The following is a 14385-nucleotide window of genomic DNA, read 5'->3' as shown; positions in this document are numbered from 1 at the left end:
CCGGAAGGAGGTTATGAGGGTGCCCAGGAAGAGGAACGTCAAAGACCTTATCGGAGGTCTGGAGGAAGACGACCTACTCCGAGATATACTCGGGAAAGGAGGTTCGAAGTCGGAAGGCCTCGAGACCGTCAAAGAAACCGAAACCGGTGAAAAGAACCGCGAGGATGGGGAATCGAAGATCTCCCCACTCCCGTCCGAGGAGGCCGCAGAAGTCCTGGAAGTGCACGAATCGGCGGAGGAGGAAGGGAAGGAACGGAAGACGCTGTGCGACGATGACGTTCGCAGGATCGTGGAGTATCCGGATCAACCGGTGCCTGTTTATATATCGAAGGAGTACGAGCGGTACTACAACTTCGAACGTATCAGGACGAAAGTCCTGAAACACCTTGGACCACAAGCACCGCCGTACGTCCGCGACGATGATAAATTCAGAGAAGCCATCGACGAGATCAAGGATATCCTGTCGATGAACATAGATTTCGATCCCACAGAGTACACCACTCTCAAGGAGAGGGAAAACGCGTTCGTCGAGCTGGTGAAAGAGAACTTCGATGCAGTGCTAGAAGAGTACCCGGAATTCGAAGTTATAAGGGACGATCTATCACACCTACTCATGTACGAAATGGTTGGGTACAAGGAGATACACCCGCTGTTGAAAGACGACAACCTAGAGGAGATAATGGTAGTACCAGAGGTCGTACTCGGGGGTACCGCCAGGAATTGCTTCGTCTACGTGTACGACCGCGATCATGGGATGTGTTTATGTAACTTCCGTGTCGACTCACGCTCGATTCGCACGGTGATAGAGAGGATATCCCGGGAGTCAGGTAGGAGGATAGACCGTGAAAACCCACTTCTAGACGCGCATTTACCGGATGGTAGCCGAGTAAATGCTACCATCCCCCCGGTAAGTCCAGACGGCCCAACACTCACGATCCGTAAGTTCAGGGAAGATCCGCTAACGATAACCGACATAATTAGGTTCGGAACGCTCAGCTACGAGGCCGCGGCTTACTTGTGGCTAGCCGTCGAATACGGCGCTAACATCCTGATTGCTGGAGGTACGGGTAGTGGTAAAACCACGACCTTGAACTGCCTCTGTATTTTCATACCACCAGAGGAGAGAGTGATCACCATCGAGGACACCCTCGAGCTCCAGCTTCCCCACGAGCATTGGGTACGGTTGACGACTAAACCACCTAACATAGAAGGTCGTGGTGAAATCACTATGGACGACCTCGTGAAGAATACACTCAGACAGCGACCCGACAGGATTATAGTAGGAGAAGTACGAGGTCCTGAAGCACGCACGTTGTTCACCGCTATGAATACGGGACACGACGGTTGTATGGGAACATTACACGCTAACACAGCCCGTGAAACTATTACCAGACTTACCAACGAACCTATGAACGTCCCGAACATTATGATACCTGCTCTCGATATCATAGTAATGCAGAATAGGTTTCTCCAGCGTGGGTCTGGTTCAATTAGGCGTATCACAGAAATTTCTGAAATCGCTGGAATGGAGGGAGAAACCGTACAGTTGAACACAGTGTTCGAGTGGAAACCGGAGACTGATGAAGTTACGAGTACGGAAGTACCGAGCATGGTCTTCAAGAAGATTCAGGAGAAAACCGGAATGAGCATGGATGAAATACTTCACGAAATCGAGATACGTAAGCGGATCTTAAGTTACCTAGTCGATAATAATATAAGGCACGTAAAGGAGGTTGGGAAATTCATACACGAATTCTACAAGGATAGGGAGTCGGTACTAGAAAAAGTGGGTATCTCGGGGTACTAACGGTTGCTCCCGTACTTCGATACCTTCATCATGATCGTCGGTTTGGGAGTCGGGTGCGCGGTAGTCCTTTACGCTACGGGGATAGCCGGACGTGTAGGTCTGTACGTGGAATACGCTTTGTTCGTGGTAACTAGACAGGTGCAAAAGGTAAGGGAGTCGACACCGTCTGGGGCAGGTGAAAGACTCCCACTGAAGTTACCGTCTTTCTCTGGACTCACTGAAAAGCTCCGCGAGAGCACCGGTAGAATGTTAGGAGAGCGTCTCGGATCCGACCTCACGATCAAGGTAAGAGGAATACGACACACAGTGAGGGAAAAGGACGAAGACGTCGAGAAGATCAAGCGAATAGTCTTAGGTACGGAAGAGGAGTGGGAAACTGACAGGACCGCGGAGGAGATTAACGAAAGGCTACGCAGGTTGCGCACGGAACGTGCTAATGTATTGGAAACAATGATCGAAACCGTACAATCCTTCAGCCCAACGCTCGGAAACAGGCTTGCAACGTTGGCACCGGACAGGGAGACTTTAAGGAAAGCGGGACTCAGCGTATCCCCTGCGGCCTTCGCGACGTTCATGGCCATGAGCGGACTGGTGCTATCGATCTTAGTGACGATCTTAGCCGTGGCTTCCCCGCTACCGACACCGGCTAAGGTGTTGGGACCGATAGTAGTCCTATTATTGGGCATGATAGTACCGAGAATCATGGTGACCATCCTCATCAGGCGACGGGAAAGTGAGATCGCGCGACAACTCCCGTACGCCATCCGCCAGATGGCTACTGAGGTGTCTGCCGGGCTGTCGCTGATAGAGTCGATGAAAAGCATCTCAGAGTCCGACTACGGGGCACTCTCTGAGGAGTTCGAGAGGGTAGTCCGAGAGATCAACAGCGGGACCCCTATCAACGTAGCCTTACAAAGGATGGCCAACCGATGGGACGTAGACGGGTTGAAGACGATGGTCAGATTCATCGTCCAAGCAATGGAATCCGGAGCTAATATAGCGAAGACGCTGATGACCCTCGCCGACGAAATAGCGCACGAACTACGTCAGCGTTACCGGGAGTACGGGCACAAACTCCAAGCGCTGTCATTCCCGTACATAATGCTGACCCTAGTGATACCGACCCTAGTGACGGTTGCTATGCTCCTGGCGGCGAACCTGTCCGGAGCGTTCGTGGTACCACCGCGTCTATTCGGACCGATGATAGCAGGAATGGTAGGAGTGATGGCCGGAATGTTCCTGCTCTTGTTCAAATCGGCTGAACCGAAGGTCTAGGGGCCCCCAATCATGGGTTCACCCCTAACGGTACTTAGGAGCTTAGGACCCGCGATACGCCTGGCCGTACTAATAACGTATCCCATCGCGATACCGCTAGCCAGGATCCTGGTCACCCGTATGTCCCCAGAGTACCTCAAAAGGATGGATTACCTCCTCCGAATGAGCAATATCGATGTGCCCTACGAAGTATATCTGTCCGCGTCACTCATCTACGTACTTATCGGGATCGCCGTCTCTGGGCCGTTGATACCGAAATTAGGTCCAACCGCACTCTTACCTTCTGTAGCACCTTTGTACTTGTTATTGCACCCTCGCATCGTTCAGAGCCTGAGGATCAAAGATATCGAAGAGAACCTACCGGACGCCTTGCGTCAGATGGTAGAGGAGCTTCGAGCGGGCCTCTCCGTGTTCGAAGCCATTCGGAACGTGGCTGAGTCGGATTACGGGGAACTGTCCAGAGAGTTCAGAATAGTCGTCAGGGACATGGACACCGGTAAGACGTTCGAGGAGGCCATCCTGGACATGGCTGAGCGTGTGGACTCCGAACTCCTGACGCGTGCGATCCGCCTGACCGTCAGGATCTCGATGTCGGGCGGGACACTGGCCGACGTACTCGAGGCGGTCGAGAACGATATCCGAGAAGTGCAAAAGATTGAGTTAGAACGGAAAGCCATCACGACCATGCCATGTCTCTCACTGGCGCTAGGCGGGCTGATCTCGGGACTTCCGGTAGGAGTAGCCTTCGGAGCCACGGTAGGGATCGCGATGATGGAAAAGATGGGGCCGACCTACGCCATGCTCCCGATGTACTTGCAGGCGGAGTACCCTCTGGCTTCGTACCCGCTAGTGCTCGGTATATTATCAGGGGCGGCCATAGGGATAGTCAGGTACGGAAGTTTGAGGAAGGGGTTGATATTCGGACTTCCTTTGGGCGCCGCCGCTGCCGGCGTGTACTTGGCGATCGTATCGATGGTACCGTCGTACGTATCGGGGATGATGTGATTGAGGAGCTCCGGTCAAGGCGGCATCGAGTACCTCATCTTAATCGCCGCCCTCGTGGGACTAGGAATAATGATCGCGTACTACTACTGGGCATCCTCCAAATCCACGGCGTCGGGAGCCAGTGAGGTCGGATCGTACTCGCTCAACGTCGCCGCGAGCAAGGCGGAGGAAGTGTGGTCTAGGGTATGATGGGTCAAAGTGAAAAGGTTAAAAATGAGATAATGATCAGTGTTAACGGGGGGAGAGGTGCGATGCGCCCACTCAAGGGATCATTGAAGTCCGAGCGCGGTCAGGGCGGTATCGAGTACCTGCTGTTGATTGCGGCACTGATCGGTCTAGGTATCCTAATCGCTTACTACTGGTGGACCTCAGCGAAATCGGCCGGAGCTGCAGCCGGCGGCGGTGCCTCAACGGCAGGCGCTCAAGCGAGCAGTACGGGTGTCAGTACAGCGCAGACGTACGCCAGTAAGATCACATAAAAACCGATAGGACAACGTAGGCCCAGCACCCCTCCACCGCGCGGAACACACTTTTATTTTTTTCGGGTTACTTTCATTTTCAGCATTAACTCTCTCAGTGTTTATTAGTTCACGAGGGATGACGAAACTGTTGAGCCGGGTGTAGGGAAATTGCCAGTCAAGGGAATCAAAGTCATCAGGAGAGTTAGCACCGGCACCAGTGGGCAAGGGGGTGTAGAATACCTCATACTCATCGCAGCCCTTATAGGTCTGGGAACGTTAGTCGCCTACTACTGGTGGAGCTTCGCCAAGAGGGCGGGAGGGGCGGCCTCACCACCGGGAGCCACAAAATCCGCGACCGAAGCCGCCTCGAAGGAATCGTCGACCGTAGTGCAATCGTACACAAGTAAGATGACCTAACTGAGCCTGTGTCAGACGAATACCAAGAAATAACCGGAGGTCCGAGTGTGGAACTCGTTATCACAGTGGACCTTTTCGGAGAAATGGAGCGACACAGGTTGAGGTTTTTACCCAGGGACGCCCAAGTCACGGTTTTTGCGGACTACTTGTCAATCCTTGAGATGCGTGATGTGCTCGAGGCGGTGGACTGGGACGTCCACTGTACCACGTATTCCGACGTGCCAATCACGTACGTGCCTGAGGAGGACGCGAGGGCGCATATCGAACTGGCCTCGGAGTTCGGTGAGTGCTTCCGCGCCCCGGCGTTGGCTGTGAACAAGGCGCTGTTGAGGGAGCTCCCGGAACTCGGGTTCGATGCGGACAGTTCGGGTTGGAGCAGGAAGGGTCGTGTGGGTGAGTTATACGGAGTCACGGAGGCGCCGATAATCTGCGATGTCACGGACAAGAAGTTCCTGAACAGGGTGTTGAGTAGACTGGACTCGTACGACGTCGTGGTGCTCCGGGCCGGGTCTGAGATCCCGGGGGATAGGCACTTCAAGGTAGTGGACAAGATAGCGCGTTCTCTGCCCGTCAAGCCACTCTCGGAAGTCTTGGAGGAGGCAGATGGTCGTGTACGGGCGAAGTTCAACGATCGTGGAATACTCACCGAGCGAGAGCACCTCTTACTGACCGCTTTATCCGAAGTCTGGAGGTTTCATTCCGAACTCGTTGAAGAGGTTGGCGACAGGAGAATGGTCCTGGCGCATCTGGCGTCCGAGAGCTTCAGGAACCCGCATCGGGTTCTGACGGTGTGTAAGAGGCTCGCCGAGGAGCTGGGTGAAGAGTACACGGAGAGACTCGCCAGGGTCTCGAAGCGACCTATCGTGATAGGTGCACTACGGAAGTTGGGTCGTCGCTTCAAGATCGAGGTGGAAGAGGAAGACGACAGACTTAGGGTGAGGGAGCTCAAGCGGCGGTTCGAAGCTATCGACACCGGTATCAGGATGTTGGACAGTAACAGGCCGATCGAAGGGTGGAACGAGATCCTATCGGCAATGTCGGGGTGTTGACCGATGGACGCGGGTTTCCTGGCTGGTCTGATCGTCGCTTCGACCGCCGCGATCACCGACCTAAGGTGGGGGATCGTGCCGAACCTGCTCACCTATCCGGCGGTGGTAGCTGGGGTGGTCTACACAGCGGTCGTCGACCCGTCCCACCTCGGTTACGCGTTGCTGGACTCGGTGGTCGCGTTCGTGGTAGCTTTCGTCCTCAACGCGTTGGGTGTGATAGGTGGCGGGGATGTCAAGCTCATGCCGTCTTTGGCACTGTTCATCCATCAGGGTGACCGTTTCACGACGGGTATCGACATCTTATTCAACTCGGTCCTGCTGTACGCACCGTTCGCGTTGCTGTACTTAACCGCCCGTACGGCGATGGAGCGAGGCCGCCCTTTCCTCGAGGAGTTGTGTCTGAACACCACGATCTTGGCTTTGGTGAGCTCGATCGCTGGAGGGTTGTCGACAGTTCTTGGGACAGCGATATCTTCGTTGATAGGAGCTCTCCTAATCCTGGCGGTTTGGTGGATTAAATCACGCTGGTTAGAGCCGAAGGTAATCATCCCGGTACTCGCGGTTCCAGCGGTCCTGCTCAACCTCGGAACGTCCTCGATCGTCATCCTTTGGGAGGTTGGTGTCGCAGTAATTCTCTCGATGGCCTTCACCGCGTACCGTTGGGCGGGAGAGGAACGGAACGTGGAGGAGCTGAGGGAGGGCGAGATCCCGCTGGAGATCGTGGTTCGCACGGAGGACGAGGTCAAGCGGGTCGGCAGGATGAAAGGGGCGCTCCTGGTAGCCACTGGTAGGGCGGAACCAGTGGTCGTGCCATCAGGGGACGGGTTCACAAGTGAGGAACTCGAAAAGTTGAAACGCCTCGGGATACACGAGATAAGGGTGGGACACACCACCCCGTTCGCGCCTGCTATCGCGGCCGGATACGTGGTCACTTACACGCTGAAGGGGAGTCCGTTGTCATGGCTCTGGGGGTGAGGGGGCAGGGCGGTGTCGAATACCTTCTCATCACGGCGATCGTGGCCGGGTGCGCTATCGCAATAGGTGTCATAGCGTACTACTTGCCGATCAGCGGTGGGGGACGGAACCTAGAGGGCGTGGGATCGGCCGTGTCAGGGGGGTTCGAGAGATTCGCTTCCTCCGCCAGGGGTCTGTGACTGGCCAGGCGAACTTAGAACTGCTGGTGTTGGGGGTGCTCGTAGCGTCCGTCGCTATTATGGTGGCTGTGTTGGGTTACTACCTTCCGATCAAAGTATCCTCTTCGGGGCTGGGCGAGGTTGCCCGAGCTCAAAACGGGAAGGTTCCAGGCGTGTGTCGTGAGCTTGCCGAGTACTGGATGTAGCGGTTCAGGCCAGGTGTCGGTCGAGTGGACGGTACTGCTGATGATAGTCGTAGCGTCCGTGTTCGCCCTCGGTATAGCCCTCAACTCTTTCGCATCCACCACGGGCTCGGGGTTCGCCTCGTCCGGGATAAAAACACTGGGCAGTGAGGTGGTGCGGAGGGCGGCCACACCTTGAGGGGTCAGATCACTGTCGACGCACTCGCCGCCGGGCTTATATCCGCCGTCATCCTACTCTTGGTGACGGACGTAGCCCGGGTAGTGACTGCCCATGGAATAACGTCACTTAAAGCCTACGAGCTGTACGTCTCGGTGGACAGGTTCGTGGCGTCGTTGACCTCACCGTCCTGGGTAGGCGCCAACCTGACTTGGTATGACATAGTGTGGTTGTGGAGCGAGCCCTTGAGATGGACTTGGGGCGGCGCGCCGCTGAGGACCGGGGTTAGAATGTACTTGGCCGTCGACGCGTTCAAGTGGACGCGTTACTCAGAGGACGGCTCACTGGACTCCCCGATCAGAGTGAAAAACGGCAGGATGGTGGCGGACTTAGTCTTCCCGAAGGACGATCTGAACATCCCTGGAGAATCGGTGGTCAAGTCCTACGACATCATACTGGTAGAACGAGGAAACTATCCAGTCTACGATGAGAATTTGCCACAGGTTTATGGGAACACGGTAAGCTACTCCGGAAACGTGCCAGGAGTTAAAGTTGTGTGGGTGACCGTGTCGGGAGACGGGTTGTACGGCTGGGTGAGATGGTTACACAAGCGCTACAACCAGTTGATACGGTCGGGGTTGTCGGAAGGGGAGGCGTACAAGGAACTCGCCAGTGAGGCTGTGAGAGTGGATTCGGGAGGTAACAGGATAGTGTTCTACTCGTCGTCCGGTTGGGCTACCGACGACCCCGTGGAGCTCGTCAGGAGGATCGTAGCCGAGGGTGAGGGTACGGGGTTGTCGTTGACTATCATCGCGATCGGAGGGAAACCGTTCACCGTCACCCTGAACGGGTCGGAGAACGAGATCTTCTGGAACCAATGGACGGCCGGACTGTTTCCCGTGAAACTTCGGGCAGGGGTGACAACTGGATGATCCCCATAGGGGAGCGCGGATTCCTCTTCACCCCGGCGGCGGCGTTGTCGCTAGCACTGTTGTTGCTATCGGTTTCATACTTATCGTACCATGGTAGGGAGTCAGGGTACCTGATTCGATGCGAGTACATCAAGCCCGTCATCAACGAGGCGATACTTTCCATGACGCATCAGCAACTGAGCCGGGCCGTCTACTTGGGTGTCGTAGACTTCTTAAACGGAGCTAAGTTACCGGGTGGGGAGAAGAACGGTTACAGGTACGGTCGCATCGCAGTCCACCAGGGAGGCTCTAACATCGAGTGGGTAGCACCGCCCACCGGGCTAGTCGCCCCTTACAAGATCGTGGACGTCGGGCCGCTGAACGGGAGCTACGATTCGTACCGTACCGTGATAGAGTCGCTACGCTATTATATCGACTACGAGCTCGCAAAACTCGCGGTGGACGTCCATGACTCGATCAAGAGGACTCAAGGAGCCGACGTGTGGATAGTACCCCGATGTTACGCTGGTCATGGAGAGTGGCTATATTGGGATTGGAGCGATCCAGAACACCCGAAGGTGATGCTTTCACAGTACGTACCGTCCAATCCGAGCGATATAAGCAAGACGCCTATCGTACCAGACGCCCACGACCCGTTCACGATCTACGTGCACCTCGACATCCATTTGATGGCGCAGATACCAGGGTGGGAGGTACTTGACATCGATCTCGGGGAGACGACAGTCCAGGCCTCGATCCAAGGATACGCCCCATATGGGAACGAGAACAGGGCCGTGTTCGACCCACTTCCGATCTGGGCGTACTACGCGTCTAAGTACCGATGGAGTGACAACAGCCCGTTGAAGTTCAAACCAATGATGGTAATAGGTAACTATCAGGTGGCCGTGGGGCAAGGCGGCTCCATCGGTGGAGAATCGGTAGGAGAGCCAGACGTGATAAGGTTCTACTCAGCGTACCTGAACGAGGTGAACGGTGACGGAGGCAACAGCACGAACGACGAGGACAAGCTCAGGCTGGCCCACGTACTATCCGTACCGGGCAAGATGCTCCCGTGGGACGACACGAGACTCCTGGACAAGAACGAGGTAGACGGTGAAGTCGAAAGCCAATGGGTTATACTACCGTACTTCCCGATCAGGGAAGGTGTGTTGAGCAACGACGTTGGTCGACCACCGAACTTCATCGAGAGGGCCGCAGGGATACTGTACGTGCTCCCGAGTGACCGGGTGGTCTCGGTCGACGGCATCCACGACTCGGGTGTGGAAGCTATCGAGGATTGCAAAGCAGGTATGGAGACGATGATCCCGACACTGCCGGCGGAGGAGGTGGACGTGTGGGCGCACGGTCCATTCGGGACTGTCGATTGGATGGCGTGGATGGAGGTTTTAGCGTCGAGAAGCGGTGAGCTCAGGGGAGTTATCGACGGGGTGCGAGCCAGCGAATTCGGAATACCTGAGAGGTACGAAGATCAGGGGGAGCCGATGAGGATCTTCAGACTTTACGGATTCAACTCAGACGACCCCATGGTTAAGAACATAAACAGCGTACTCTCGGGGACCGGGCTGCAGCTGGCAACGGACTCGGACAGGAGGAGGGGATTCGCGCTTCCGGGCGCCGACATACTGAAGTGGTTCTTGCTACCTGGCACCAACGAGGACATGGTACTGAAGAATGACAAAGTCATCCGGATTTGGCCTTAATTGGCCTTAACTTAACACACGTTATCGCACGTCGGCTGACGTCATTTACGGAAGCTAGTGTTAAAACGAAGCGTCCGCATGATTCAAATCGCTGGGCCTTGGTCAGTGAGCAGTGTCACCCACCGCTTGTCTTTATCGTCATAGACCTCCAGCTTGAAATGTACTCCCAGGACGGAGCTCAACAGTGAATGCATCGATTGTAGAGCCCGACGCAGCCCCGTCGCATCTCCCGTGTCCTTGTAGTATTCCCATTCCATAGCCACGTAGCTCAGAGCTCCGGAGGACTGCATCTGCGAGAGAGTTTCGGCGGACAACTTCCTCAAGTATTCCGGAGTGTAAAGTGCACGCTCTTCCTGCCACACTACGAGCCTGAACTTGTGCGGCTTATCGTAACCACGGGATGGTGCGACCGTTATTCTCAATCTGGGATCGTTCGGGTCTATTCCGAGACTCCTGAACTCCTGCTTGAGAGCATCCACGGCGTCCTCCTTGTCCCTCTTGAGACAAGACAAGTACAGGTACACGGTACCCTTATACAGGACGAGAACGTTGAACGGGCCGATTTCGACGGCTTCCGGAGACGGTTGTTCGTACTCACCGATCCTGATCGTGTGAATACCCGGGGTTGCGATCTTACCACTGGAGAGCGACTTCAGGTCCTCGATTGATGGTGGGACCCAGTTATCATGCCAAACCTCCTTACCATCAATGTAGACCCAGAAGTTGTCGGGATCCTCGTCCAAGTTACCGAACATGTACACGTCTTGAACCGACCAGTCCTTGATCATGGGAGGCATGTCGGGCGGCCTCTGAATATTAATCGTCATATCGAGTTCGTCATAGCGACCGTCACCTAGAGTGTTCTTGAACCTCGTGTTGGCGAATCCGCACGACAGGTTCACGGAGTCGTTCCAGGGAGCCCACTCGTAGAGCCATCGTGGTGCTTTGATCCAAATGGTTATGATACGTGGTTGGAGGCCGCCTTGAACCGGGATACCTCCCGGGTATTTAAAGTACCAACACCATCCATTGGAGACATCATAATTATAGTAAGGATGAACTCCATGACTCCTGTTCGGTAGTTTCAAATACGCGTATATGGTATCGTGGGTTCTTAACACTTGCTCAACCGTCGACGTCGTGCCTAAGAGTCCTCCGGTAGGCCATGGAGCTTTCGGGTCAATCATTACTAGATGACCATATCCTGAGGAACCGTAAAGGTAGTCAGCCGGAACATATATACTCCTTGAATACCAGTCATAGTAGTACTTATAGTATTCTATTTGATCATTTTCGTGAAGGTCGGAGGTTTTGTTCCACATGTTGACGATGTTTTTCCCTATATTAGACTCTCCCTCCATAGGGTCTATCTTAGCTATATCTTGTGGGATCCTGACGTTAGCGTATACCCAGAACTCGGGAGAACCGTCGCGCTGTGTGGTTAACGCGAGCATTGGGGCGTCCAGCGGACATACGGACGAAAACGTCCTTGGCATCATCACGTACGCTACGAAGAGGTGATACGAGTCGTCGATGTTATCCCCGTGGCGGGTCAGGACTATGCCGTCAGCCCCATCACCGTTCGGGTCTTTCGCGTCTTCGTCTTTCAATTTATAGACGGTTCCATCACCCTTATCGTAATATTCGCGGTAAGGACCGGTTCCCACCGGAGTCCACCGCCATCTCCAATTGGCGGAGACCTTGGCCTTTCCTATTCTCATAACAAGATCATTGGTTGTGAGTACCGGGTTCTGGTTTGGGTTATTAAGCTTGCTCTTGTCTATGTCATCTCCGTACCAGTCAGCGAAATTCGTGACAGGATTTTCCTTACTGAGATCGCTCGCTACAGGGCCTTTAACAGGTACTCCTGTCTTACCTCCGCGGTCATTGTAGGGTTGAGGTCCTATTTGAATATCGTTTGGACGCCAAACTTGGACAGCGACATCGAACTGCTTCGGAGCTAGTACGAGAACGATCTTGGTCCTATCCCTATACGAACTGCCCCAGCGACCTCGAATTCTGACTCCGATCCGCACCTTGATGTCGTCGTTTGAAGTTTTGTTGACAAGGAGCGGGTTACCGATGCCGTCCACGGTGAGGTCGACTATGGTCTTCTCCCAGATACGACCGTTGTAGTTGTAATCGTATGAGTACCACCCGATATTACCGCGCCAGTCGACCGGGACCGTCGGAAACACACGTCTCTCGTCGCCGTTCACATTAACGTAAACACCCAGGTCTTTATCGTTCGGGTCGTAGGCATCGGCTACGTGATTATCCCCTATCATGAGAACGAGGAACGCCATCACGATCTTCTTACCCGGTGGGATCTTGTCCGAGACGTCGACCTCCGCGGTCCACTTGTCGCCGTTCGCGTTCCAATTCGTGACGTTAATCTCTTTGACTTCTAGGTGCGGGAGTTCTCCCCTGTACACGCCGGTGGCTACCCATCCCCACTTGACGGGCTGTACGACGGCGACCGAGGAAACCTTCTGTCCGAGCGAGATCGAAGGCCAGCTAACCATATGAATGTAGTCTAAGGCTAACGATACCAGTACCAAGGAGATCAAGAGCGCCGTCATCGCGTCTAGGGTGAACACCTGGCCACGCTCCTTTAAGAGAGGCAACTTACGACACGGCCCCGAATTGGGGGGTTACATGACCTTGTTTATGAATTTCTCCCGCGGTCAGGCTTCTCTGGAGTACTTCCTGGTTTTGTTGATAGGAGTCACCGCCGTCGGTGTGACGATGGCGTTCGTGAAGGAGGGAATGTACGGGCCAGGCGGTGTCGAGGAGGCCGCGTCCGCCCTTGAGGCGAAGGCGATGGCGGAGCAGCTGGCCAGAGTGCTCGATAAAGCCGCAGCATGCGACGTCGGGACCAGGTTCACCGTCGGGATCAAGGGCAGATACAGTGCTCAAGGAAGCTACACGGTGAGTGTGGAACCAACAGGTCAGCACGACGAATACTACGTGATCGTCAAGGGTAACGGCGTTAAAGGCGTCGCCAAGTTCTACTCGTTCGGGAAGGACGTTGTAGTGGAGAACGTAACGGTACCAGGAACTGTGGAGGTGAGCGTCGTTGAGGGCCCGAAGCTCGTCGTTCGCAACGCCTAGTGGGCAGGTGACGGTGGAGTTCGCGGCGTTGTTGCTCATGATGTTGGTCCTCAGTGCGTATTTCACGTACTCGATCGTGGGCACGTTCCTGGGAGTATCGGACGTGATGGCGTTGATCGAAGCCCGGTACATCGCCAACTACGTCGCGAACGCGATCGCTGGAACGATCAGCTGGCTCCCGGACTGGCAGAGTACCGCGAACCAAATACACCTGCCGAAGAAGATAGGGAACAGCGAGTACTACCTTAAGATCCGAGTGGAAGGTGAGCCGGGTGGTCCTGGCGAGATCGTGGTAATTCTTAGGCTCGGTGGTCGGTGGCGTGGGGACGTGGAGGTCACTACTAGCGTACCTGTACTGGTCGGGTACCCTCCTAACACTCCAGGTGTCGTCTTGATCGACCCTGACTCCTACACGAGATATGGGAGCATCGTACCTGTGGAAGAATGGCCGAGAGGGTGGTGGGTTTCTACTTCGGGCGAGCCGTTCGAATTCGGTCTGTACGTGATACCAGGGGGCTAAGCCCCAGATGGACACTCGCACGTCAGGCCAGGTATCGGTGGAGTTCGTACTGTTGTCCATTATCGTACTTACGGCGGCGTTCATTGCGGGTCGGTACATGGGGCCAGAATACGAGTGGTACTGCGTGAAGAAGGCTGTGAGCGATGCCGTCGCGAAGACTCGAGAGCAGGTGGCTGTCGGGGTCTCAGTGGATAATTTGGAGGTATCGGGTAACTTATCGGTGGTGAGATACCAGGTAAGTGGTGACAGAGTAGAATACGAGCTCAGCTACTCCGGCAACAACTCCACGGGCGTCGTGGACCTGCTGAAGCGTAATGTGTTGCTGCAAGTTTACGTGGCACTGTACGGACGTCCGAAGTCGGCCAGCGAGATCCCGAACCCAGTGAAGGGATCATGGGCGAGCTACAGGGTGGATGTGACGGGAGGAGGACTCATCAAGGTGGTCGTGGAGCGGGTTAAGGAGTAAAGTTTATAATTAGGCGGGTGGTAGAAAGGTGCGGAAGGGCGAGCCCCGGCGGTGTAGCCCGGTCTATCATCCGGGCCTGTCGAGCCCGGGACCCGGGTTCAAATCCCGGCCGGGGCGCCAAAACTGTAAATTGTTATGAATATCGT

At 55.0% G+C, this 14385-nt stretch carries 16 protein-coding genes and 1 tRNA gene; 16 read left to right on the top strand and 1 reads right to left on the bottom strand.

Features of this window, described 5'->3' with window-relative positions; all coding sequences use genetic code 11:
• The first annotated feature begins 19 nt into the window (after positions 1-19).
• The 12 genes from BW919_RS04510 to BW919_RS04455 all read left to right on the top strand — a co-directional run bounded on the left by BW919_RS04510 (position 20) and on the right by BW919_RS04455 (position 10139).
• Positions 20-1807, top strand: coding sequence for a CpaF family protein (locus BW919_RS04510; protein WP_198324563.1), 1788 nt, complete (start codon positions 20-22; stop codon positions 1805-1807).
• Between the two features lie 3 nt (positions 1808-1810).
• Positions 1811-3082: a type II secretion system F family protein gene (locus BW919_RS04505; RefSeq protein WP_088335848.1), complete on the top strand. Its 1272-nt coding sequence runs from the start codon at positions 1811-1813 to the stop codon at positions 3080-3082.
• 12 nt (positions 3083-3094) lie between these two features.
• The gene (locus BW919_RS04500) at positions 3095-4087 is read left to right on the top strand and encodes a type II secretion system F family protein (RefSeq protein ID WP_088335847.1); all 993 of its coding nucleotides are present in this window, start codon (positions 3095-3097) and stop codon (positions 4085-4087) included.
• Positions 4088-4276: a hypothetical protein gene (locus BW919_RS04495; protein WP_088335846.1), complete on the top strand. Its 189-nt coding sequence runs from the start codon at positions 4088-4090 to the stop codon at positions 4274-4276.
• A 62-nt stretch (positions 4277-4338) separates the two neighbouring features.
• A complete protein-coding gene (locus BW919_RS04490; RefSeq protein WP_157666036.1) occupies positions 4339-4566 on the top strand; it encodes a hypothetical protein in 228 nt (75 codons plus the stop codon).
• Positions 4567-4716: 150 nt separating this feature from the next.
• Positions 4717-4965: a hypothetical protein gene (locus BW919_RS04485; RefSeq protein ID WP_088335844.1), complete on the top strand. Its 249-nt coding sequence runs from the start codon at positions 4717-4719 to the stop codon at positions 4963-4965.
• 47 nt (positions 4966-5012) lie between these two features.
• Positions 5013-6014: a hypothetical protein gene (locus BW919_RS04480; RefSeq protein ID WP_088335843.1), complete on the top strand. Its 1002-nt coding sequence runs from the start codon at positions 5013-5015 to the stop codon at positions 6012-6014.
• Positions 6015-6017: 3 nt separating this feature from the next.
• Positions 6018-6989 carry a prepilin peptidase gene (locus tag BW919_RS04475; RefSeq protein ID WP_088335842.1) on the top strand — a complete coding sequence of 324 codons (972 nt, stop codon included), beginning with the start codon at positions 6018-6020 and terminating at the stop codon, positions 6987-6989.
• Positions 6974-7168 carry a hypothetical protein gene (locus BW919_RS04470; RefSeq protein WP_088335841.1) on the top strand — a complete coding sequence of 65 codons (195 nt, stop codon included), beginning with the start codon at positions 6974-6976 and terminating at the stop codon, positions 7166-7168. Before BW919_RS04475 ends, BW919_RS04470 begins: the two co-directional genes overlap by 16 nt.
• A complete protein-coding gene (locus BW919_RS04465) occupies positions 7165-7353 on the top strand; it encodes a hypothetical protein (protein ID WP_088335840.1) in 189 nt (62 codons plus the stop codon). Before BW919_RS04470 ends, BW919_RS04465 begins: the two co-directional genes overlap by 4 nt.
• Positions 7354-7524: 171 nt before the next feature.
• On the top strand, positions 7525-8439 hold the full coding sequence (locus BW919_RS04460) for a hypothetical protein (protein WP_088335839.1): 915 nt from the start codon (positions 7525-7527) through the stop codon (positions 8437-8439).
• Complete coding sequence (locus BW919_RS04455) at positions 8436-10139, top strand: hypothetical protein (RefSeq protein WP_088335838.1); 1704 nt, start codon at positions 8436-8438, stop codon at positions 10137-10139. Before BW919_RS04460 ends, BW919_RS04455 begins: the two co-directional genes overlap by 4 nt.
• 83 nt (positions 10140-10222) lie before the next feature.
• On the opposite strand, the gene BW919_RS04450 is transcribed toward BW919_RS04455, so the two are convergent.
• The gene (locus tag BW919_RS04450) at positions 10223-12766 is read right to left on the bottom strand and encodes a hypothetical protein (protein ID WP_088335837.1); all 2544 of its coding nucleotides are present in this window, start codon (positions 12764-12766) and stop codon (positions 10223-10225) included.
• A 31-nt stretch (positions 12767-12797) separates the two neighbouring features.
• On the opposite strand from BW919_RS04450, the gene BW919_RS04445 reads away from it, so the two are divergent.
• From BW919_RS04445 to BW919_RS04430, 4 genes are all read left to right on the top strand, one after another.
• Complete coding sequence (locus tag BW919_RS04445) at positions 12798-13253, top strand: hypothetical protein (protein WP_157666034.1); 456 nt, start codon at positions 12798-12800, stop codon at positions 13251-13253.
• Positions 13219-13773 (top strand): hypothetical protein, encoded by a 555-nt coding sequence (locus BW919_RS04440; RefSeq protein WP_198324562.1) that lies wholly within the window; start codon positions 13219-13221, stop codon positions 13771-13773. Before BW919_RS04445 ends, BW919_RS04440 begins: the two co-directional genes overlap by 35 nt.
• A gap of 7 nt (positions 13774-13780) precedes the next feature.
• A complete protein-coding gene (locus tag BW919_RS04435) occupies positions 13781-14239 on the top strand; it encodes a class III signal peptide-containing protein (protein ID WP_088335834.1) in 459 nt (152 codons plus the stop codon).
• 42 nt (positions 14240-14281) lie between these two features.
• Positions 14282-14359: transfer RNA gene (locus tag BW919_RS04430), tRNA-Asp, on the top strand.
• Positions 14360-14385: the final 26 nt, after the last annotated feature.

Source organism: Methanopyrus sp. KOL6 (assembly GCF_002201915.1).
Lineage (GTDB): Archaea > JAADCQ01 > Methanopyri > Methanopyrales > Methanopyraceae > Methanopyrus.
The sequence above is the reverse complement of the archived record's forward strand: the minus strand, read 5'-3'. Positions and strand labels throughout refer to the sequence as shown.